Source organism: Sphingopyxis flava, from assembly GCF_900168005.1.
Classification (GTDB): domain Bacteria; phylum Pseudomonadota; class Alphaproteobacteria; order Sphingomonadales; family Sphingomonadaceae; genus Sphingopyxis; species Sphingopyxis flava.
In genome coordinates this window covers 1-21815 of record NZ_FUYP01000037.1, presented here as the reverse complement: position 1 = coordinate 21815, position 21815 = coordinate 1, and the positions used below count along the sequence as shown (strand labels likewise).

At 64.8% G+C, this 21815-nt stretch carries 16 protein-coding genes; 6 read left to right on the top strand and 10 right to left on the bottom strand.

Annotation, left to right across the window (positions count from 1 at the left end; translation table 11 throughout):
* Positions 1-231 (bottom strand): FAD-dependent oxidoreductase (locus tag B5X69_RS18295; RefSeq protein ID WP_176141676.1); only part of this gene is annotated, 231 nt, incomplete at its 3' end.
* Positions 232-309: 78 nt separating this feature from the next.
* Positions 310-1050, bottom strand: coding sequence for a helix-turn-helix domain-containing protein (locus B5X69_RS18290; protein ID WP_079640002.1), 741 nt, complete (start codon positions 1048-1050; stop codon positions 310-312).
* 114 nt (positions 1051-1164) lie between these two features.
* Here B5X69_RS18290 and B5X69_RS18285 point away from each other — a divergent pair, with 114 nt between their 5' ends.
* From B5X69_RS18285 to B5X69_RS18270, 4 genes are all read left to right on the top strand, one after another.
* A complete protein-coding gene (locus B5X69_RS18285; RefSeq protein ID WP_079640004.1) occupies positions 1165-2334 on the top strand; it encodes an acyl-CoA dehydrogenase family protein in 1170 nt (389 codons plus the stop codon).
* A complete protein-coding gene (locus B5X69_RS18280; RefSeq protein WP_079640001.1) occupies positions 2334-3542 on the top strand; it encodes a CoA transferase in 1209 nt (402 codons plus the stop codon). Before B5X69_RS18285 ends, B5X69_RS18280 begins: the two co-directional genes overlap by 1 nt.
* A 5-nt stretch (positions 3543-3547) precedes the next feature.
* A complete protein-coding gene (locus B5X69_RS18275) occupies positions 3548-4762 on the top strand; it encodes an acetyl-CoA C-acetyltransferase (RefSeq protein ID WP_079640000.1) in 1215 nt (404 codons plus the stop codon).
* Between the two features lie 81 nt (positions 4763-4843).
* Positions 4844-6439, top strand: coding sequence for an acyl-CoA dehydrogenase family protein (locus B5X69_RS18270; protein WP_079639999.1), 1596 nt, complete (start codon positions 4844-4846; stop codon positions 6437-6439).
* Between the two features lie 9 nt (positions 6440-6448).
* On the opposite strand, the gene B5X69_RS18265 is transcribed toward B5X69_RS18270, so the two are convergent.
* Complete coding sequence (locus tag B5X69_RS18265) at positions 6449-8476, bottom strand: transglycosylase domain-containing protein (RefSeq protein ID WP_079639998.1); 2028 nt, start codon at positions 8474-8476, stop codon at positions 6449-6451.
* Positions 8477-8683: 207 nt separating this feature from the next.
* Positions 8684-9313: a helix-turn-helix domain-containing protein gene (locus B5X69_RS18260; protein WP_176141675.1), complete on the bottom strand. Its 630-nt coding sequence runs from the start codon at positions 9311-9313 to the stop codon at positions 8684-8686.
* 525 nt (positions 9314-9838) lie between these two features.
* Here B5X69_RS18260 and B5X69_RS18255 point away from each other — a divergent pair.
* Positions 9839-10570, top strand: coding sequence for a M23 family metallopeptidase (locus B5X69_RS18255; protein WP_079639996.1), 732 nt, complete (start codon positions 9839-9841; stop codon positions 10568-10570).
* Between the two features lie 89 nt (positions 10571-10659).
* Positions 10660-11634: a transglutaminase-like cysteine peptidase gene (locus B5X69_RS18250; protein WP_079639995.1), complete on the top strand. Its 975-nt coding sequence runs from the start codon at positions 10660-10662 to the stop codon at positions 11632-11634.
* On the opposite strand, the gene B5X69_RS18245 is transcribed toward B5X69_RS18250, so the two are convergent.
* From B5X69_RS18245 to B5X69_RS18220, 6 genes are all read right to left on the bottom strand, one after another.
* Entirely contained in the window at positions 11631-12896 is a 1266-nt protein-coding gene (locus tag B5X69_RS18245; protein WP_245798797.1) for an HlyD family type I secretion periplasmic adaptor subunit, read from the bottom strand. The genes B5X69_RS18250 and B5X69_RS18245 overlap by 4 nt on opposite strands.
* Entirely contained in the window at positions 12893-13978 is a 1086-nt protein-coding gene (locus B5X69_RS18240; protein ID WP_079639994.1) for a cell wall hydrolase, read from the bottom strand. Before B5X69_RS18240 ends, B5X69_RS18245 begins: the two co-directional genes overlap by 4 nt.
* Positions 13975-16113 carry an ATP-binding cassette domain-containing protein gene (locus B5X69_RS18235; RefSeq protein ID WP_139375866.1) on the bottom strand — a complete coding sequence of 713 codons (2139 nt, stop codon included), beginning with the start codon at positions 16111-16113 and terminating at the stop codon, positions 13975-13977. The genes B5X69_RS18240 and B5X69_RS18235 overlap by 4 nt, the downstream gene beginning before the upstream one ends.
* A 35-nt stretch (positions 16114-16148) precedes the next feature.
* The gene (locus tag B5X69_RS18230) at positions 16149-17528 is read right to left on the bottom strand and encodes a TolC family protein (protein ID WP_079639992.1); all 1380 of its coding nucleotides are present in this window, start codon (positions 17526-17528) and stop codon (positions 16149-16151) included.
* A 16-nt stretch (positions 17529-17544) separates the two neighbouring features.
* Positions 17545-18219 (bottom strand): OmpA family protein, encoded by a 675-nt coding sequence (locus B5X69_RS18225; protein WP_176141674.1) that lies wholly within the window; start codon positions 18217-18219, stop codon positions 17545-17547.
* 29 nt (positions 18220-18248) lie between these two features.
* A partial coding sequence (locus B5X69_RS18220; RefSeq protein ID WP_079639990.1) for an Ig-like domain-containing protein occupies positions 18249-21815 on the bottom strand: 3567 nt, incomplete at its 5' end.

The following is a 21815-nucleotide window of genomic DNA, read 5'->3' as shown; positions in this document are numbered from 1 at the left end:
GAGCAGCATCGTCACCTCGCGCTCGTCCCAATATTTGGCGGGGCGGAGCTGGATGCGCTCGAATTCCTTCTCGCCTGCAAAATATTCCTTCGACAGGGGCGGGCGCTCATAGGGAAGTTCAGGCTCGTCGCCGATGATCGCGATGCTGCCTTCGAATTTCTGCGTCCGCAGCATCACCGCGACCTGTGCCCCGCCCTGCCCTCCGCCTACAATCACCACGTCGAACTGCATCGCTTCCTCTCGTTACGGTTTTGCCGCCTCTCGCGCGCGTCCCTGACATGACAGGGACGCCGAAACAAGAAACATTGGCTATTGCGCCCCGAGGCTCAGCTCATCGCGCAGCGCAAGCAGCTTGAGGCCGAGAGCTTCAACCTCGGCCTCGCCGCGCGACCCTGCGAAGATCGACGCCGAGAGGCAAAAACCCGGCGCAATGCCGACGAGACCGACCGCAACGGTACAGACGCCGCGGTGCGCATAATCGCGGTCGACCGCAAAGCCTTTGCGTGCCGCCTCGCGTACCTGCGCGGCGTAGGTTTCGAAGGGCAGCTGCGCCTGCCAGCGCACGGGGGCATAGCGGCGTGCAAGTTCGGCATCGTCGACGCCCTGTGCGGCAGCGATAGCCCGCCCCGCGGCGCCGCCGCCGAGCGGCTGGCGCTGCGCATCGGCGAGCCTGAGGCGCATGCCCGCTTCGCTTTCGGCGTGCGCGGCAAGCTGCATGCGGTCGCGCGAGACGATTTTCCAGAGCCCGACGGCGGCTTCGGTTGCCTGCGCAAAGCGCGTCATCATGGGCTGCGCGCGCTCGGCAAGCCGCAGCGCCGTTCCGTCGCGCAGAACCTCGGATCCCGCCCAGGCGAGCGCGAGCCGATATTGCTTGCTGCGCGCATCGCGCTCGACCGCCCCTTCGGCGGCTAGAGTTTTCAGCAGATTGAGGCAGCTTGAGGGGCTGAGCTCCAGCACCCGCCCGATGTCGGAGAGCGACAGGGGACTAGTGTCGGCAAGCAGCCGAAGAATGGCGAAGGCCTGCGAAACGGAGCGAACCGGACCGGTCATGACCTCGATCTAGTTTTCATATTTATGAAAATCAATTCTCAATATTGAAAATGTTCAGCGAAACGGTTAGCGCTCGAAGCTTCGAATCGCATGGCGCAAGAAGGGATCTTCAGGATGCAAAGCCCCGGGATGGACCAGGAGGTTTTCGACCAGTTCATCGAGCAGCTCGCACGCTATGTGCGCGAGCGGCTGATCCCGGCCGAAAAGACGATCGTCGAAACCGACGAGATTCCTTCCGACATCCTCGCCGAAATGCGTGACATGGGCCTCTTCGGCCTCACCATCCCCGAAGAATTTGGCGGCGCGGGCATGAATGTCAGCCAATATATCCGCACCATCCACACGCTTTCCTACGCAATGCCCGCGTTCCGCTCGATCATCTCGATCAACATCGGCATGTTTACCTCGGCGCTCAAGAACGGCGGAACCGAGGCGCAGAAAGCCGAATGGCTGCCGCGCGTCGCGTCGGGAGAAATCGCCTGTTTCGGACTGACCGAACCCGGCTCGGGATCGGACTCGGCGGGACTGCAGACAAGCGCGATGCAGACCGACAACGGCTGGGTGATAAACGGCACGAAGCGCTACATTACCAATGCGCCGTTTGCGAAGGTCGGCCTGATCATGGCGCGCACGAGCAAGGAGAATCTGCCCAAGAACGCGCATGTCTCCGCTTTCATCGTGCCCTTTGACGTGCCGGGCGTGAGCGTCGGCAAGTCGGACAAGAAGATGGGCCAGTCGGGGAGCCACATTGCCGATGTGATCCTCGAGGATGTCCGCGTCGGCGGCGAAGCGCTGCTTGGCGGCGAACTCGGCAAGGGGTTCGCCTATGCGATGATGAGCCTCGACAATGGGCGCATGTCGGTCGGCGCGGCGGCGACCGCCTATGCCCGCCGGGCGCTCGACAGCGCGATCCGCTATGCAACCGAGCGCAAGGCGTTTGGCGAGCCGATCGCGAACTTCCAGCTCATCCAGCAGATGCTCGCGCAAAGCGAGATCGACATCTATGCGGCCGAATGCATGATGGAGGATGTGACCCGCCGCGCCGATGCGGGCGAGAATGTCCTCCGCAAGGCCGCAGCGTTCAAGGTGTTCGCGAGCGAGATGTGCGGCCGCGTCGTCGATGCCTGCGTCCAGGTCTATGGCGGTGCCGGCTATCTTGCCGAATATGACGCTGAACGTTTCTTCCGCGATGCGCGCATCTACCGCATCTACGAAGGCACGACGCAGATTCTCCAGCTTCAGATTGCAAAGCACATGCTGCGCGAGTTTGCGGCGGCGAATTGATGTACGATCTGCTGTCCGGCCTGTCGGTAATCGAGGCGTCCTCCTTCGTCGCCTCGCCCACAGCCGGCCTTTATTGCGCGCAGCTTGGCGCCGAGGTCATCCGCGTCGACCAGATCGGGGGCGGCCCCGATTACAGGCGCTGGCCGGTGACGGCCGAAAACGCCTCGCTTTACTGGGAAAATCTCAACCGCGCCAAGAAATCGCTCGCGCTTGACCTCGGCCGGCCCCAAGGGCGCGAGCTTCTTCAGGAACTGGTTCGCGCGACAGGTCAGTTCATCACCAATTTTCCCGTCGGCGGCTTTCTCTCGCACGAAGCGCTTTCGGCAGGGCGCGGCGACCTCATTACCGTGCGCGTGATGGGCTGGGCGGACGGATCGCCCGCGCTCGATTATACGGTCAATAATATGGTGGGTTATCCGATGCTCACCGGTGCCGGCCCCGAGCCCGTCAATCATGTCCTTCCGGCATGGGATCTTCTTACCGGCGCCTATGCGGCCTTCGCGCTTCTTGCTGCAATCCAGCGGCGCAGCGCCAGCGGCGAAGGCGGCGAGGTTCGCGTCCCCCTGTCCGACGTCGCGATCGGCACCGTCGCCAATCTCGGCGGAATCGCCGAGCTTCTCTATTCGGGCGAGAACCGCCCCCGCCTCGGCAACGCCGTCTATGGCCTCTTCGGCCGCGACTTTGTGACACGCGACGGGCAGCGGACCATGATCGTCGTCGTCACGCCGCGCCAATGGGCCAATCTGGTCGCCGCGCTTGGCCTTGGAGACGCCATTGCCGCCCTCGAAAGCGAGCGCGGCGTCTCCTTCGCCAAGGATGACGGCCTGCGCTTCACCCACCGCGACGCGCTCTATCCCTTGTTTGAAAAGGCGATCGCCGAGCGCGACCATGCCGAGCTTGTCGCGGCCTTCGATGCAGGGGGCATCGTCCACTCGCCCTATCGCACCATGCTCGACGCGGTGAACGATCCGGTGCTTGTGGCCGATAATCCGATATTCGGACGCGCCGAAAACCCGAGCGGCTTTGCCTATCCTGCCGCCGGGGCCTTTGCGACCTTGCCAGACGCTGAGCGCCTGGCCCCGCAGCCTGCGCCATTGAACGGCCAGCACAGCGAGGAAATCCTCGCCTCACGCCTTTCGCTATCCTCGGGCGAGATCGCCCGCCTGATCGACGCCGGCATTGTCGGCCTCGCCCCTACCGGAGAATGACCCCCATGACCCTTCGCCGCGCCGCCATCGTCGCCCCGATCCGCACTGCCGTCGGCAAGTTCGGCGGTTCGCTTTCCTCGCTGACCGCCGGCGAGCTCGGCGCCGTGATCTTAAAGGCGCTCATCGAGCGCACGAAGATCGATCCTGCGCGCGTCGATGATGTCGTCTTCTCGCAAGGCTATGGCAATGGCGAGGCCCCCTGCATCGGACACTGGTCCTGGCTCGCGGCCGGCCTGCCGCTCGAGGTTCCAGGATACCAGCTCGACCGCCGCTGCGGTTCGGGACTGCAGGCGATCGTCAACGCCGCGATGATGGTTCAAACGGGCATGTCCGATATCGTCGTCGCAGGCGGCGTGGAATCGATGTCCAATGTCGAACATTACACGACCGGCATCCGCAAGGGGGTGCGCGCGGGCAACCTCACTCTCCACGACCGGCTGACGCGCGGACGGGTGATGTCGCAGCCGGTTGAACGTTTCGGCGTCATCACCGGAATGATCGAGACGGCCGAGAATCTGGCCAGGGACTATGACATCAGCCGCGAGGCGTGCGACGCCTATGCGGTTCGCAGCCACCAGCGCGCCGCGGCCGCCTGGGCGAAGGGGCTCTTCGACGATGAACTGGTGCCCGTGACAGTGCCGCAAAAGAAGGGCGACCCGATCATTTTCGCGCATGACGAGGGTTACCGCGCCGACGCCTCGATGGAGACGCTGGGCAAGCTCAGGGCGCTCGAGGGCGGCGTCGTCACCGCCGGCAACGCAAGCCAGCAGAATGATGCCGCTGCTGCATGTCTTGTCGTTGCCGAGGACAAGCTCGACGAGCTTGGGCTCGAGCCCATTGCCTGGTACCACAGCTCGGCCGCTGCAGGCTGCGACCCGAGCCGTATGGGGATCGGCCCCGTTCCCGCGGTCGAGCGCCTGTTCGCGCGCAGCGGCCTTGGCTGGGACGATATCGATCTTGTTGAGCTCAACGAGGCTTTTGCGCCGCAGGTCCTTGCCGTGCTCAAGGGCTGGGGCTGGTCGGAGAATGACAGCCGCCACGACATCCTCAACGTCAACGGCTCGGGCATTTCGCTTGGCCACCCGATCGGCGCGACAGGCGGGCGGATCCTCGCCAATCTTGCGCGCGAACTTGTACGCCGGGATGGCCGCTTCGGCCTCGAGACCATGTGCATCGGCGGCGGCCAGGGCATCGCCGCGATTTTCGAGCGCGCGGTGTAAGAGAAAGCCGTTCAGACATGATGGGTGGCCGGCATCGGGCGCCGCCCCGAGGCTTTTGACGAAAAAGGACCAGGTCTTAAGATGCAATGGGATCCCGGTAATGCGCTCACCGCCGCGCGGTCCTTTCAAGTGGCCGCTGAGGCTGCGCTCGCGCAGCGGCTCGCGGCGCGTCCGATCGACGCCGAACAGCGCGCCGCACATGGCTTCGCCTGGGTCGCAACAAGTGTCGCTGCGCTCGAAGCAGTGCTTGCGTGGCTCGAGAAGGGCGGCGGCGCGAACCCGCTCGACGCCACGATCGCTGTGCTCGCGTTCGCGGAAAGCATCGGCCAGCTCACGGGCGGCCTGCCGATGGGCCAGAACGAGATTTTCCGTCCCGCAGACCTTGGCCTTGGGCGCGCGGCGCGCGCGCTCGCGGACGCTTGCGCTGACCTTCTCGACGCGGACCATGGCGCTGCTCGCGCCGAGGTTGCAGCCGCGCTCGCCGAGGGTCACTGGCCAAGCGAGACGCTGCATGATGCCGATCTCGACGCGATCCGCGAGCAATATCGCCGCTTTACCGATGCCGCGATCATCCCGCACGCGCATGGCTGGCACCTTGCGAACGCTCTCATTCCCGATGCGACCGTCGAGGCGATGGCTGAACTTGGCACTTTTGGGGTCTGCATTCCTGAGGAATATGGAGGGCTCGGCCTTGGCAAGCTCGTCATGTGCATCGTCACCGAAGAGCTCTCGCGCGGCTGGATCGGGACCGGCTCGCTCGGCACCCGCTCCGAAATCGCAGGCGAACTCATCGTCCATGGGGGCACCGAGGCGCAAAAGGCCGAATGGCTCCCGAAAATCGCAAGCGGCGAGATATTGCCGACCGCAGTCTTCACCGAGCCCGACACCGGTTCGGATCTGGGTTCGCTCCAGACGCGCGCGCGGCTCGAAAGCGGCCGCTGGGTCATTGACGGGGCGAAGAACTGGATCACCCATGCCGCGCGCTCGGACCTCATGACGCTCCTCGCGCGCACCCGGAGCGATGTGAAGGGCTATGCGGGGCTTTCGATGCTGCTTGTGCCCAAACCCCGCGGGAGCGAGGACGACCCCTTCCCCGCCCCCGGCATGACGGGAAGCGAGATCGAGGTCCTGGGTTACCGCGGCATGCGCGAATATGCGCTGCAATTCGACGGAATGAGCGCGCCTGCGGATGCGCTTCTTGGCGGCGAGGAGGGGCAAGGCTTCAAGCAGTTGATGCGCACCTTCGAAGGCGCGCGCATCCAGACTGCGGCGCGCGCCGTTGGTGTTGCGCGCCGCGCGCTTGAGCTCGGGCTCGACTATGCAACGACCCGCAAGCAGTTCGGCAAGGCGATCATTCATTTCCCGCGCGTGTCGGACAAGATTTCCATGAGCCTCGTCGATTTCGTCGTGGCACGCGAGCTTAGCTACGCCGCCGCGCGCGCCAAGGATTCGGGCAAGCGCTGCGACATCGAGGCGGGCATGGCAAAGCTGCTGGGGGCGCGCGCGGCCTGGTCCAATGCAGATGCTGCGCTGCAGATTCACGGCGGCAATGGCTATGCGCTCGAATATGAGATCAGCCGCATCCTGTGCGACGCGCGCATCCTCAATATCTTCGAGGGCGCTGCGGAAATTCAGGCGCAGGTGATCGCGCGCGGGCTGATGAGCGGGCGGAACTGACCGCGAGGATCAGCGCGGCGGCGGCGTGTCGTCTGCCGGGGGGTCTCCCCCGACCGGCAGGCGAAGATCGATACGGCTACCGCCGATCTCGGTTGAAATCACGGCCTCGCCGCCCTCGACGCCGACGTGCGTCCTCTCGCCGATGGGAAGCGCGGGAATGTCGGGAATTTCAGGCAGATCCTGCGGCTCTACCGGCCCGCGCGGGTTTTGCGCAGGGCGGGGTTTTGCCCGCTCGCCCGTCGCATTCACCATGAAGTCGCGCCAGATGCGCGCGGGCACGCCGCCACCCGAAACGCCCGCCAGGGGTGAATTGTCATCATTGCCGATCCATACGCCCACGACGAGACCGTTCGCATAGCCCACGAACAGCGCGTCGCGATTGTCCTGCGTCGTTCCGGTCTTCCCGAAATTGGGGGCGGCGAGCATCGCAGCGCGCCCCGTCCCGCGGTTGATGGCCGCCCTGAGGAGCTGCTCCATATCCTTGTGCTCGCGCGAGCCGAAGCGGCTGGGTCCAAAGACGAAGCGATAAAGCCAGCCTCGCTCTTCTGCCTTGAAGGCGCGCGGGACCACGGGGTAGCTCCCGGCTGCCACCGCGGCATAGGCCGCGGTGAGTTCCAGCAAGGTCATGCTCGACGTGCCGAGCGCGAGGCTCGGGTCGCCTTCGGGAAGCGGCGCGGTCACGCCAAGGCTTCGTGCCGCCTTGATCACCTTCTCGCTCCCGACCTTCTGGAACAATCGTACCGCGGCAACATTGCTCGACGAGGCAAAGGCGCGCTCGAGCGTGATCGTGTCGGAATAGGTGCCCCCGGCGTTCTTGGGCCGGTAGGAGCCAGTTTCGATGGGTCTGTTGTCGATTTCGTCGTCGGGCCGCCAGCCGCCCCGCAATGCTGCGAGATAAACGAAGAGCTTGAAGGTGGAGCCCGGCTGCCGCCGGGCCTGCGTGGCGCGGTTGAAAGGCGATGCGGCATAGTTGCGCCCGCCCACCATCGCCACGACCTCGCCATTGGGGCGCATCGCCACGAGCGCCACCTGGGCTTTTCCGAGCGCGGTTCGGCTCACCGCGCGGCGCGCCGCTGCCTGGAGCCGCGCATCGAGCGTCGTCCTGATCGTCCGGCGCGAATATCCCACATCGCTGAGCTTGCGCGCCTTGGGGAGCACCCAGTCGGCGAAATAGGTCCCCGTCGGCAGGTCATTGCGCGTCCTCACATCGACGCTCGGGGCGCGGAGATTTTTCGCCTCGCGCTCGCTGAGATAGCCTTCCTTGGCCATGGCGGCGAGGACCAGCCGCATCCGCTCTTCGGCAAGGCCGAAATTGCGCGTCGGCGCGAGCCTGGACGGCGCCTTCACGAGGCCTGCAAGCATCGCGGCCTGCGCCGGGGTCAGCTTTTCGGGCTGACGGTGGAAATAGTGGAGCGACGCTGCGCGAAGGCCATAGCTGTTGTCACCGAAATAGGCATTCGAGAGGTAACGCTCGAGAATCTCGTCCTTGGTGAGCCAGGCCTCGAGCCAGAAGGCAATGAGCGCCTCGCGCGCCTTTCGGCCGAGGGTCTGCTTTGGCGAGAGAAAGGTGAATTTGGCGAGCTGCTGCGTGATCGTACTGCCGCCCTGCGTGCGCCCGGTCGTCAAATTGCTCCACGCCGCGCGAAGGATGCTGCGCGGGTCGATCCCCCAATGGGTGTAGAAGCGCCGGTCCTCGATCGCGAGAAAGGCGCCCGTCACATGTCTGGGCAATTCGCGCACTCTGACGGGCGCCTCGACAATCGCTCCCATGCGCGCGATCGGCGTACCATCGGATGCGAGGAGGGTAATCTCGGGCGGTGCGATCGGCTCGAGCGACTTGGACAGAGGCGCTGTGAGCGCGAGCCAGCCTACAAGGAGGATGAAGAAAAGCACAAAGGCGGTGAGGCCGCGCGCCGTCCAGCGAAGCCAGCGGGGACGCTGGCGCGGCGCGGGCATGATCTCCGGCGCCTCGCCTGGGGGCGCGGCGGACGGATCCAGCGGCAGGGGCGGATCGCCGGAACGGGGAAAGAGCTTCATAGGCTGGCGTATTACACTTGCAATACAGCATAAGCAATCGTGGCGGCATGCGCTCCGCCGCCGAGGACCATCATCGTTGAAGGCGGACAGCGCCGTCCGGATCGGAGGGACCTTTATCTTCGGCTATGGCCTGACCGGCCCCTACCCGGCGCGAGCGGGCGGTCCATCGGGCCGGTCAAAGCGGCCTGTTTTACGCCCCTGCAAAGCTTACAGGCGAATGGAGATATCGATCTTGTCGGGCGAAACGCCGGCGGCGCTCGCAATCTGATGCCGCGAATTGAGGATGAGATCGGGCAGCGACATCTGCTCGGAGAGGCCCAAAAGATCCGGTACGGTCACATCCAGAGCATCGGCGACCATTTCGAGCCGCTTATATTTTGGCCGGGACTTGTTCTTTTCCCACGCGCAGATCGCCGGGACGCTGACCCCCAGGCGTTCAGCAAGCTGCGCAAGCGTCATCCCTTTCGCGCGGCGATATTGAGCAAGGCGCATGCCGAGGTCTTCACCCGCCGCATCAGCTTTGGCGGCGACGCGAGCGGCCTTCCCGGGAAACAAGTCCGAAGCCCTGATCGGCTCGGCAAAGCGGCAACCCACCATATCGGGCGCGACCAAGATTACCTCGGCATCGACGAGACCAACCGGATCAAGGTCCATTCGCAATTGATCGCCGACTCGCAGTCCATGACTGGCGGGGACACCAAAATAAAGGCCCCGGATCTCATCGGACAGAAGTTCCGTGCCGGCCTTCGCACCGCTCACACCGCGCAAATAGATGCAGCGGCCATGTCCTGCGGCATCGAGGGCCGGCGTGATTTCGATAAATGGCAAAGCGCCCACCGGCCACCTCCCCTGCACAACCGACCTGACAGGGCCGCACCCGGCGCCCTCATGCATATGAGGGTCTTGGCGGCCTCCTTGCGATGCAACCTATAATGAAACCTATTGTGCAACCACCCACGAATCAACACAAACTTATTCCGCGTCCAGGTACTGAGTCCGAACTCATGAATTTGCTTCATATTTTGCGATAGATCATCCCCCGATCATGGTTAACGAAATTTAAGAGAAAATTATAATCGGCGCGGCAAACATCCGGCCCGATGGGGAAAAGCCCTCCCCGCCCGGCGGCAGGAAGCTCTCTGCGGAGCTATTAGAAAAAAAGCGCCGCCTTTTCCGTATCCCACGCCGACAGGAGATGCGGCCTGCGGCCCCGTGAGGAATGCGAGCAAGCTGCGATGAGGCGATAGGCGCGGGGTCGCCCGCGCGCGAGCAAAAGCATTGCATATGGGTTACTTTTTTCCGTGCCACCGCGCGCTTTGAGCGCTATACTTTGGGCTCGAGCCAATCCGGGGGTGGGGGGCGATGACGGCTTTCGCGGCAAGATCGATGCTGGTTCTGGTGGCGGCCATCGCGGCCGTCCCCTCGGCTGCGGAAGAGCCCGGCCCCTCCATCGCGCATCCCTCAAGCAGTGTCTCGGCCAGCGGAGGGGCAGGCCTCATCCAAAGCCATGCTGTCACGGGCAGCCCTGCCGCCCTGGCAAACGGTCTGGCTGACGCCGCTTCGGGCGCTGCCCCCGCGCGGGCGGTGATCAGGATCGGACCAGAGGGGGTAGCGGCCGGCGCACCGCGCTTTGCCGTTCGCTCGAATTTCGCCGACACGGCGCTGCTTGTCTCCTTCTCGTCGAGCCCGCCGCGTGCAGCGGTGTCGGGCGGACCCTTGCCGTCACTGCTTCCGGCGGGCGGCCGCCTCACCAGTTCCTTTGGCTGGCGCGGCGATCCCATGCATGGCGCGACCCGATTTCATTCGGGCATCGATCTCGCCGCGCCTGCCGGCTCTCCGATCAGGGCCACGCAGGCGGGATCGGTGACGCGCGCCGGCTGGGCGGGCAATTATGGCTATATGGTAACGCTGGATCACGGAAATGGCGTCGAGACCCGCTACGCGCATATGTCCGCGATCAATGTCGAGGCTGGACGGACGGTGAACCAGGGCGATATCATCGGACTGGTCGGCTCGACCGGGCGATCGACGGGGCCCCATGTCCATTATGAAGTCCGGGTCGGCGGGAGAGCGACGAACCCGCTCGGCCGCTGAGCGGCCTCTTTGAACGCATATTTTGCTTAAAGGCCGGTTAACCACGCCTCGCGACGAAGCCTTGATAGCTCGCCCCTATTCAGGGGAGCATGAATCGGTGGATCGCTCTTCGACATCGGCCGCGCCTTGCTCTTGCAGCAGGAGCCTTCGCAGCGGCCTTGCTCGCCCCGCAGGGCGCTGCCGCTCAAGCGGCTATGGCCCCGGCAGCCGCCGCGATCGCCATGTCCCACGCAAAGCTCTGCAACCATCGCCCGTTCGGCGTTGCCATCGCAGCAGCCCAGCCGCTCATTCCCGCCTTGCCCGCGAGCAAAAGCGTCGCCCTTCTAGGCGGGCAGCCGAGCGCGCTCGATCTCATACGGGCCGCGCAGGCGGCCCCAAGCGCCCCTGCACCGGCAGCAGCGAACCCGCAAGGCGCGCTCCCCGCCGAGCTCAAGCCGCTGGAACCCGCCGCTGGCGGCAATCGTCTCGGGCCCCTCTGCAGCATGACGTCCGCAAGCGCGGTGCGCGGCGCGGCGCGCCCGCAGCCCTCCTATTCATCCCAGGATTTTCTCGCGAGCAAACGCCTCGCCATCGGGCGCACATCGTTTGACGCCGCCTGGAGCCGCGTTCGCAATGAGCGCGTGCCCGCAAGCTACGTTCGCGCCCTTGAACAAAAGGCGGCCGGCGGCCGCCGGGAAACGCTCGGCGTCGTCAACGCCTTTGTTAACCGCAAGATTGCCTTCACCGATGATCGCGACCTTTTCGGGCGGGCCGACTATTGGGCCGGCGCGCGGAAAACGCTCGCTCTCGGGCGCGGCGACTGCGAAGATATCGCGCTCACCAAGATGCAATTGCTGGCCGCAATGGGCGTCGCTCGCGAAGATATGGTGCTGACCATCGCGCGCGATCTTGTCCGCAATGCCGACCATGCCGTTCTCATCGTGCGCGACGGGGGGCGCTATTTGATGCTCGACAATGCGACCGACGCGATCCTCGATGCGTCGGCAAGCCACGATTACCGCGCGATCCTCAGCTTTGGTCAAAACAAGGCCTGGCTGCACGGATACCAGATCGCCTCGCGCTAGCGTTCGGTCAGCGCCTCGTTGAACGCCTTGGATACGGGCTTCAGAAGATAGCTCAATATGCTCTTGCGACCGGTCAATATTTCGACGTCACAGATCATGCCCGGGACGATCGGAAGTCGCTGGCCGGAGCGCATGATGTAGGATCGGTCGGTTTCGATCAGCACCGTATAATAGGCCTGGCGTTCAACTTCATCGAAGATGCTGTCGGCCGACACTTGTTGCACGGTGCCGCTCAATCCCCCGAAGATCGAAAAGTCGTAAGCCGTTACCTTGACGTTGGCGCGGTCACCGACCTTGATGAAGGCGATGTCGCTCGGCGCGATCCGGGCCTCTATGAGGAGCTTGTCGCCGATCGGGACGACCTGCATGATCGTTTCGCCGGCATTCACGAAGCCGCCGACGGTGGTGACCTGCACATTGTTGACCACGCCATCGGCGGGCGCGCGCAGTTCATTACGCTTCTGGCGAGCCTGCGCGCCGCGGATCGTCTCTTCGTTCACCGCCATGCGCGTCGTGACTTCGCTGCGTTCGCTCAGCGCCTGCTGGCGAAACTCCGACCTTGCCGAGCTTAAATCCTGCTGGGCCTGGGTGATCGCGGCGGAGGCGCGGCCGACCGACTGCCGCGCGGCGGCGAGCCGCCCCTGAACATCGACGAGTTCGCGCTGCGCCGTCAGGAGCTCGGTCTGCGGGACGATATTCTGCTTGGCGAGCGGTTCGAGCATCCGCACCTGCTCGCGCGCGAGCCTTACGCTATCTTCGAGCGCGGCAGCGGTTGCCTGGGCCTCCTGGAGCTCGCGGCGCCGCTGCTCAACCGCCGCCCCCAGAGCTCCCTCCCGCGCTCTTGCGGTGGCGACGCGCGCTTGCTGGAGGCTTCGCTCTTCGGCGCAAAGCGACCCCTCCTCGCAGCCGAGCGCGCCGCCGCGCGCTTCCTGGGCAAGCCGCTGCGCCCGCACAGCAAGGCGCTCATTTTCGGTCTGCAATTGCCCAAGGGCGGAGGATGATTGGGCGTCATCGAGCCGGACAAGCAATTGTCCGCGCTTCACCGACTGCCCGCCGCGGACGAGTATTTCGGCAATCGTGGCCGGTTCAGCGGACTGAACCAGCTGCGCCTTGCTCGAGGGAATGACGCGCCCGGTGCCGCGCGTCACTTCGTCGACCGGCGCCAAGGCCGCCCATATCACGAAAAGACCCATGCCAGCAGCAGCAACGGCGATGAGGCGCCTGCTTGAGTCCCAGCTTTTGAATCGCTCGATCCAGTTCACGGCTTATGCTCCTGAGCCGCCGGCGCGCCTGCTTCATTGTCGGCTGCGGGGACCGCAATTTCCGCAGCGGGGCCTGCCTGCACCGACACCGCCTTATGATAGCTGCGGCTCAATTGAACGGGATCGGGAAGCGTGAGACGCCAGCTCGTCGTCGTATCGAGCCGTCCTCCGACGTCGGCGGCCGCATGACGATCCTTGACGTCGGGAGCCACGGTCAATCCGGGTACATAGGCTTGATCAGGCGCCGCGCCTTCCAATTCGCCGAGCATAGCCTGCCGCAATCTTGCAAGATCGAGCGCGGGGATCCGCTCGCTCCCGTTCCAGCGATCTCTGAACGCTGCGGCGGTGCCAGCGCGCCCTGGAAAGCGGTAGAAAATATGCGTTCCGATCTTCTCGATCTTGCCGAGCGTGAAGGCCCAGCGCGGCAGGACATAATCGGCGTGATAATGGGTCGCGGACCCCACCTCGGGGACGGACGCGCCGGCAAGCGCTTCCCTTGCGACCCGTTCGGATTCGCGCCATTGCCGCGCCATCGGCGTGCGCAGCAGCGCGCCGTCGCAGGTGAAGCTGAACTGGCAAACTGGGGCGCTTGCGCCTTCATACACGACGCCGCACACCGAGTTCGGATAGGCTGGATGCCGAAGACGGTTGAGCACGACCTGTGCCACGGCCCGCTTGCCAAGTTCGGGCTCATTGGCGGCCTCGTAATAGATGGCCTGGGTCAGGCATTTCAGCGCAGTTGCGTGCTGCGCTGAGCCTGCGGGAATATCCTTGAACCCGGCGAGGGCAACGAGCGCCTCGTTCGTCACCGGAATGGCGGCATTGCGCGCCTGCGCTGTCTCGCCCGCGACGACCAGATTCTGATGCTCGCCCGTCGACATCGTCGGGATCTGGAGACGTAGCGTCTCGGAGACAGGCGCCTCGCCCCGGTCATCGGCAGGCGCAGAATATTGGAGCCATCCTGCCGCCGCCCCGGCGAGCAGCAGGACAAGCAATGCCATCACGATCTTTTGCGATCCGCGGGGCGCCGCCGCGAGCGGCCTTAGGGCCGCGGTATCACGAAGCGAACGTGCGTAAGTCATGACGCAATGCTTTCTGCAGCGCCCGCGGCCGCAATGACGTCCGCAATCGGTCCATCGGCAACGACGCGCCCCCTGTCGAGCACGACCAGGCGCTGGCAGAGCGAAAAGAGCGCGGGCCTGTGGGTTGAAACGATGAGGGTCTGGCGGGGTGTCAGCGCCTCGGCGAGGCGCTCGACGAACTGTTTTTCCGTCTGGCTGTCCATGGCGCCCGTCGGCTCATCGAGAAACAGAAGTTCGCTCGGTGTCACGAGCGCGCGGGTGAGAGCCAGAAAAGCGCGCTGGCCTCCCGAAAGGCCGCGGCCGCCTTCGCCGACGGCACGATCGAACCCTCCGGCATCGCGCGAGAGGAAGAGGTCAGCGCCAGTTGCTCTCATCGCCTCGACCAGCCGCTCGTCGGCAACAGGCCGCCCAAGCGACAGATTCTCCTTGACGCTCCCGGTAAACAGGGCGGCATCCTGTCCGACGAAGCGGAGCGCTTCGCGCACGACTTGCGGACGATATTGCCGGCTGTCGATCCCGCCGATCATCACGGCGCCCTCGGTAGGCGCATAAAGGCCGCAAATGACGCGCCCCAGGCTGCTTTTTCCGGACGCGACCCGGCCCACGATCGCGACCCGTTCGCCAGCTTCGATCTGAAGGTCGATGCCCGACAGAGCCGAACTTTCGCTTCCCGGATAGCGGAAGCTGACATTCTCGAGTCTTATCGCCGGCGCCTTGATTTCGGTAAGAACGAGGCTGCTGCCCTGCTTGCGTTCGTCGCCGCCCTCAAAGAGGCGTTCGATGCTCTGCAGCGTCTCTTGCGCCTGCCTGCCGCGCGTCAGCAGGAAGGCAAATTGCGCGGCGGGGGCGAGCGAGCGCGATGAGAGCATGACGATGGCGATGATCGCGCCCATCGTGATCTCGCCCGCGGCAAAGAGATAATAGCCGCCAATGATCAAGGCGATGGTCGAGACCTGCTGGAAGACCTGCGCGAGCCCGACGGCGAGTGAGGAAATATTGCGCAGCTTCTGCTGCGACTGGCTCCCGATTTCGGCGAGACGGTGCCAGCGACCGAGCATGCCGCCCTCGCTGGCCATGCTCTTCAGCGTCTCCGCGCCTGCGAGCGCTTCCACGAGCAGTGTCTGCTGCAGCCCCGCATCGGCCTGCGCATCGCGCGCGGCGGTCACCACCTTGCGCTGGAGCAGGATCCCGGCGCCGATCATCGCCGCGATGATCACCAGCGGCACGAGCGCGAGCCAGCCGGCCAGAATGGCCATCACGGCGACGAAGACCGCGAGGAAGGCAATATCCATGATCAGGACCACGGTCGTCGCCGCATAGAATTCGCGGACAATCGCATATTCCGACACCCGCGCTGCGAGCGCGCCGGTATGACCTCGGCGTTCTTCGAGCGGCGTTGCAAGCAGCCGCCCGAATATCTTTTGCGAAAGCCGGATATCGAGATCGCGCGACACGTCGTCGATGACCGCCGTGCGGGCTCTGCGGAGCGCAAATTCGAGCGCGAAGGCAATGATCACGCCGATGGCGAGCACCCAGAGGGTCGAGCCTGCGCGATTGGGGATGACGCGGTCGTAGACGTTCATGGTGAACAGCGGCATCGCGATCGCAAGGATGTTGATCAGCAACGAGGCGAGGAGGACGGGCGAAAGGGCGCGGCGTTCCTTGCGCAGCTCGCTCCAGAACCAGTGGCCGCGCCCCTTTGCATGCCAGGGGGCTTCTGCCTCGCGCATCTTGTCGGGATCGCCGTAGACCGACAGGAACATCCCGCCGAATGCCTTGGCAACCTCGCCAAAAGGCTCCCACTCCTCGCGCCTGCGCTCCGCCCGCCAAACCAGCAGATCGCTCTCGCGAATGTCGAGAAGAATCACAAACTCGCCCGGCGCCATCTGGGCGAGCGCGGGATAATGCGCAGCCCCGCGCGGGAGCTTCCTCGGCCGGCGCGGTTCATAGTTCAAGCCCGCGATATCGAGCGCGGCGCCTGCCTGATGGGCCGGGAGCAGTCCCCGGCTGTCACGCGGCAATTGGTCGAGTCCGGCGAGCGACTGGCCCCCGGCGAAATGCCGCGAAAGTTCCGTAACGCATTCGGCGAGGGAATCGATCAGACGCCCTTCGATTGATTCCTCGATTTCAGACACAGAATTTGCCTTAATTCGCCGGAGCGATCACCACCTTAAGGATAGACGCGCCGCTGCAGTTCGGCAGGGACGGGCGGCCCGTATCGGAACTGCTCCCGCTCCGTCTCCCCTGCTCCGGTACCCGGCGCAACGTTGAGCGCATCGAGGAAGCTGTTCGTTGCCGCAAGCGCCTGATACTGGGCGAATATCTGTGAGAAACGCGCCGTTTCGAGGCGAACCTGCGTGTTGTAGCGCGTGTTCTGTGCATCGAGCACATCGAGGAGCGAACGCCGCCCGACATTGAACTGGCTACGGTAGGAAAGCAGCAGATCGTCGCTGACCTGGTTTTGCCGTTCGAGCACGCCGACGAGGTTCCCCTGCGTCTGCATCACCGACCAGGCCGTACGCACATCCTGCTCGGCTTCGCGCTGCAGCTCGTGCAGGCGGTAGCGCGACTGGCTGGCGCGGCGCACCATTTCCTGCAGCTTGGCCCGGTTGATCCCGCCATCCCACAAATTCCAGCGCAGCACCGCGCGCGCCTGCAGATCGTTCGTCTCGCCGCGGAAGCCGTCGATGTCATCGCCGATCCGGCCCCGCACTTCGACGCCGACCGTCGGATAGAGATCGCCCTTCGCAGAGGCTGCCGCGGCATTTGCTGAATCGACGTCGGCCGTCGCCTCGCGCACCAGGGGGTTGCGGGTGCGTGCGAGCCCGACCGCCTGGTCGAGCGTGGTCGGCAGCGCGCTCGCGAGAGCGGGCGGCAGCGAAGGCTGAGTGATGTCGAGCCCCGTCAGGCGGCGCAGCGTAATGTTCGCCTCGTTATACGCCTGCTGCGCCTCTTCCTGCCGCGCGGTCGCTGCTTGCAGCCGTTCCTCCGCCTGCTGGAGATCCGCAACGCTGATCGAGCCCTGGTTCACGCCCTGACCGAGGTCTTCAACGAGCGCCCGGTGGAACGCGGCATTATCCTGCGATGCGGCGAGAACGCGCTGCTGCAAAAGGAGGTCGAGATACTGGCGCGCGACTTCGAGCGCGACAAATTCGGACCGCTCAAGAACACGCAGCGACGCCCCGTCGACGCGGGCGGCCTGGCGCAGCAGCTCGCCGCGCCGGCGCCCGAAATCGATCAATGTCCATTCCCCGCCGAGGCTGAGCTCGAGCGGGTAAAGTTCATCATTCGCAATCCCCAGCGCGCGCCGCGTGCTGTTTTCAAGCCGTCGCACCCCTGCCGAGCCTTCGACATCGATCCTCGGGTGGAACAGGCCCTGCGCCTGCTTCCGCTCGAACTCGATCGCCTCCTTGTTGAACTGGGCCTGCAGAATCTCGGGATTGGTCTTGACGGCCAGCGAGATCGCTTCCTGCATCGAAACTTGGGCGAAGGCTGGCGTGGCCGCTGCAAAGACAAGCGCCGCTGAGGCCAAGAAAGTGAACTTGCGCATCTGATCCCCCAATTCCTTACCGAACGCCAATTTCAACCCGACGGTTTTGCGGTTCACGCACCCCATCGGCGGTCAGCACGCGCGGCTCCTCTTCGCCGCGCTGCGCGGTCGTGATCGTCTCGCGCGGCACCCCGTAGGACGCGATGAGATTGGCGACCGCGTCGGCGCGGCGCGCGGACAACCCCATGTTGTACGCGTTGCTGCCCGAACGGTCGGCGTGCCCCGTCACCGTGATCGAAGTCCAACCGCAAGGCGCAGCGTTCGCCGCGACAAATTGTGCGGTTTCCGAAGCTTCAGCCGGAAGCTCGGACGAATTCCAGTCGAAGTAGATGATGCCCGGAAGTTCGCGCGAACAGGTCTCGGTCGGCGGCGGAGGCGGCGGCGGCAGCGGCTCTGGGGAAGCTTGTCCTGCCATCCGCTCATAGGCGTCGTTGCATCTGGCAATGCTCGTTTCATCGCGCGTCCCCGACTTGAAATAGCCGAGCGCGATCGCGCACTGCACCTTTGCCTCCGAGGCCCAGGTGTAACGCGCATCATTTGCCCCGATGGTTGCCGGATCAAGCGTCGCTGCAAGCGCTGCATCGTAACGCTGCTGGATCTCTCCGCGCTCGCTTCCTTGTGCCATGGCAATGTTCGATACCCCCGCGGCGAGGCAGATCGCCGCCATCGCCATCCCGATCCGTTTGTTCATGAGACTCCCCTGCATGATGAATTCGCCCCCTAGGCCGCGGCAACCAGCTGCGCTGCGTCATCAATCGAATGATCGGCAAGCATTCCCTGCGTCATGAGGAAGACCTGCGCGTCGAGCGTCTGCGCCAGAAGCTGGTGTCCGGCGCCCGCATCCGGGGCGGGCGCATCGGCTGGCACGTCGCCTGCGAAGTGGTCGACGATCGCGTTGACGGCGACCTCATCGCTCACTTGTGCCAGCGCCTCGCGGACCGAGGCCGCATCCTGGTCAACAGCAACCGTTTCGCCAGAGGTCTGGAGGAGCAGAGCGTCCATCACAGCCTCTGGCGAAACGCCCCCCATTTGACCGGTCACCAAGGCGCCGAAATCGGCCCCCGCCTCGGATTGCCACGGTACGGCGGTCGCGACCTCTGCCACCTCATCGACCGCGAGGTTGCTCAGCGGCGAGGGAGCATCGCTCGGCGTGTGCGAGGATGGCGCTTCCACCTTGCTGGCCGCGCCCTCATTCCTGAGGAGGTCGGCGAGGTTGAGAAGATTGCCGTGCTCCGACCCCGTACCGATGGCATAGTGCAGGCTGCCCACCTCGGCGCTCGGCAGCGCACTGGCCGCCGCTTCGGGAGCTGTGGGATTGCTATCGTGTGCCGCCAGGATTTCGGGGACGGCAAGCGCCCCTGCGAGCGAGGCGACGAGCGCCAGGTCGGCCGAGCGCCGATCGGCAGGAGCCGCTGCAAATGAGGCGTCAGCAAGGGCGCCGCTCGTCCCGTTCGTGCGGGTGAAGCTCCCCGTCCCGTGAACGAGCACCTGGCCTCCTTGGGTAACATAGCTCTTGCCGTCCGACGCCAGGTCGAGTCTGGCGATGCCGAGCTCGGAAAGCGTGCTGAATTCGCCCGGATCGGTAACGCCGTTGCTGTTCGCATCCTGCCAGACCCCGAAACGCGAAAATTCCGTGTCTGCGGCGGTCAGCTTTCCGTCACCATCGCTGTCGAAGCGCAGGCGCACACCCTCAAGGTCGGTCGAGGCCCCGACGGCGAAGACAATCTCGCTGCCGTCGTTCGCTACTCGGTCGCCATTGGCATCATGGACGAGCAGTCCATCGTCGGGCCCGGCCCATGCCGTGGGCTCGGCTACACCGTCGCCGTCATAATCGAATGCAACGCCGGCGGCCTGGGACAGGAATTCCACGCCATCGCCGTCGAGATCGAGCGCGACAGGCGGCGCCGCGGGGACAGCGGTGATCGAGAGGACCGCGCCATTCGCGACATCCCCATCGGCATCGACGATCGATACCGGGACGGTGAAGGGCACGGGTTCGGTCGTCGTGATCGCCGACGCGCCGAAATCGCCGATGCGGAAGCTCGAGCCTGACACATAGGAGACTTCGAGGCTGTTATATCCATCGCCGGTGAAGATCGCGACCTGCGTGTCGCTCACGATGCCCGAGATCGTCACGATACCGCCCGTGAAAGTGACGGTATAGTTCTGCCCCCCGACCGAGACGTTCTGCGGCGAGACCGAAGCGTTTACTGTGACCGTCGAGGCGCCAAAGCGGATGGCAACGGCCGTGATGGCATCGGTGGTCCCGTCGCCCACAGCGTCATTGCCGACAACGCCGTCGGGGTCGTCCTTGACTTCGAAGCGGACGGTCGAACCCGCCGTCGAGGCGAATACCGCCGATGCGCCGTTGACGGTGTAGTGATCGGAGAAGGTGTGATTGCGATTGCCGGCGTTCTGGTAGCCCGAGCCGCCACTCGAAGGCGTGCCGAGGAGATCGGTCACGAAATCGATGCGCAGGCCTTCACCCGCTTCGATGGCGCCGCCGCCGCCGCCGCCGCCCACGCCGCCCGAATTGGCGTTCGTGTTGACGGTCTGGCCACTCACGCCGATCGGCGTCAGCAGGATGTCCGGGCTATCGGGCGTAGCGTCATCGCGGAAGTAGTTCCACGCGACATTGCCTCCCGAAAAATCATAGCCGTCAGCGTTGAAGTCGATCTGGGTAACCGCGTCGAGCGGCTGCGAGATATTGACCTTGTACTGATCGTTGAAGCCGGGGGGCTGGATCTGGATCGTAAAGACCAGGCTTGCATCGGGCTTCGTGGCCGTAAGCGTCAATCCGTCGGGCGAGATCGCATAGCTCAGCGGCTGCCCGCCGGAGGTAAGCGACTGACCTTCCAGCGCGGTGATGGCGTCTGATGTGAAGAACAGCTTGCCCGGTCCATCGGCGCCGTAATTGTTCGCAACGCTGCTGTCCGCATCGAGGAAGGCCGCGTTCGTCCCACCATTCTGGTTGATCACATTTACCGCGATCGGCGTGGTGGCGACCGGCACATCGTCGATGATATCGATAGTGATGCTGTTGATCGACGTATTGCCGTTGGCGTCGGTCACCTGATAGCTGAACGTCTCGGCATTGTTGACCGTGTTGGTGCCATTGTTGGCACTCGGCCCGATAACCGGTGAGGTCAGCGTGTAGCTCCAGCTCCCGTTCGAATCGAAGGTGAGCGTGCCATAATTTCCGTTGGGGCTGTCCAGCAGCGAGAAGCTGAGCGCGCCTGCGCCGCCGGACACATTATCCGCAACCGTGCCCGACACGGTTTCGGCAGTGCTGCCAGGATTGCTCCCGAACGGCAGCGCCGCTTCGTTGACAGCCGCGTCCTCGTTGGTCGCGGCGAGGCCGCTGTCTGTCAGCGTGATGGTCAGCGTCGTCGTCGACTGATCGCTGTCGCCGTCGCGGATCGTATAGACGAACATGTCGGTTGCGCCTTCCGGCGGAACGGCGTTGGGATAGGCATCATATACGTAGCTGCCGTTCGCCTGGACGGTGAGCGTGCCATGCTGGCCCAGGATCACCGTATTGACGCCCGTCGTCACCGCGCTGGTCGTGTCACCGCCCGCCGCGCGGACCCCCACGACGCCGCCGCCCGGCGCCTTGCCGTCCGCGCCGAAAACATCGTCCAGACCGTCGGTCAGCACATTGCCGGCGACTGCGCCCCCTTCCGTGACGCTATTCACATCGGGGTTGGCCGTCGGCACATCATCGACGATATCGATGACGAGGGTATCGTCCGCGATGTCGCCATCGCTGTCGGTCACGACCACATCGAACTGGTCGGACGTCGCATCGCCATCGGTGTTGGTGGTGAGCTCGTAGCTGTAGCTGTAGACGCCGCCCGCAAGGGTCACGGTGAGCGTGCCATAGGCGCCCGCGACGCTGCCACCGGCGGTCACGTCGGTGCCGTTGATCACGAGCGAGCCGATGCTGTCATTGCCGGTCGTGATCGCGAAGGCGCCGCTTGCAAACTCGCCGTTCGAAGCGGGATCCGACCCGAACGAAAGCGCAGCTTCATCGACGCTGTTCGCTCCGCCGACATCGATCGTGGGTTCTGAATCGGCCGCGAGCGTGATCGTCACCGTCGCGGTCGAGACATCGCCGTCGCCGTCGGTGATCGTATAGGTGAAGCTGTCGGGTCCTTCGGCGCCCGGCGCCGGCGTGTAGGTGAAGGTCCCGTCGCCATTATAGACCGCGGTGCCCTTCGCCGGCGCGGTGCCCAAGGCGACGTCTGCGGCCAGGTCCACACCGTCCGCACCCGCCGTGTCATTCGC

Bases quoted from the DNA above. Each gene is read 5' to 3' on its own strand.
- B5X69_RS18290 (WP_079640002.1), bottom strand. From the start codon at position 1,050: ATGACCGGTCCGGTTCGCTCCGTTTCGCAGGCCTTCGCCATTCTTCGG.
- B5X69_RS18285 (WP_079640004.1), top strand. From the start codon at position 1,165: ATGCAAAGCCCCGGGATGGACCAGGAGGTTTTCGACCAGTTCATCGAG.
- B5X69_RS18280 (WP_079640001.1), top strand. From the start codon at position 2,334: ATGTACGATCTGCTGTCCGGCCTGTCGGTAATCGAGGCGTCCTCCTTC.
- B5X69_RS18275 (WP_079640000.1), top strand. From the start codon at position 3,548: ATGACCCTTCGCCGCGCCGCCATCGTCGCCCCGATCCGCACTGCCGTC.
- B5X69_RS18270 (WP_079639999.1), top strand. From the start codon at position 4,844: ATGCAATGGGATCCCGGTAATGCGCTCACCGCCGCGCGGTCCTTTCAA.
- B5X69_RS18265 (WP_079639998.1), bottom strand. From the start codon at position 8,476: ATGAAGCTCTTTCCCCGTTCCGGCGATCCGCCCCTGCCGCTGGATCCG.
- B5X69_RS18255 (WP_079639996.1), top strand. From the start codon at position 9,839: ATGACGGCTTTCGCGGCAAGATCGATGCTGGTTCTGGTGGCGGCCATC.
- B5X69_RS18250 (WP_079639995.1), top strand. From the start codon at position 10,660: ATGAATCGGTGGATCGCTCTTCGACATCGGCCGCGCCTTGCTCTTGCA.
- B5X69_RS18240 (WP_079639994.1), bottom strand. From the start codon at position 13,978: ATGACTTACGCACGTTCGCTTCGTGATACCGCGGCCCTAAGGCCGCTC.
- B5X69_RS18230 (WP_079639992.1), bottom strand. From the start codon at position 17,528: ATGCGCAAGTTCACTTTCTTGGCCTCAGCGGCGCTTGTCTTTGCAGCG.
- B5X69_RS18225 (WP_176141674.1), bottom strand. From the start codon at position 18,219: ATGAACAAACGGATCGGGATGGCGATGGCGGCGATCTGCCTCGCCGCG.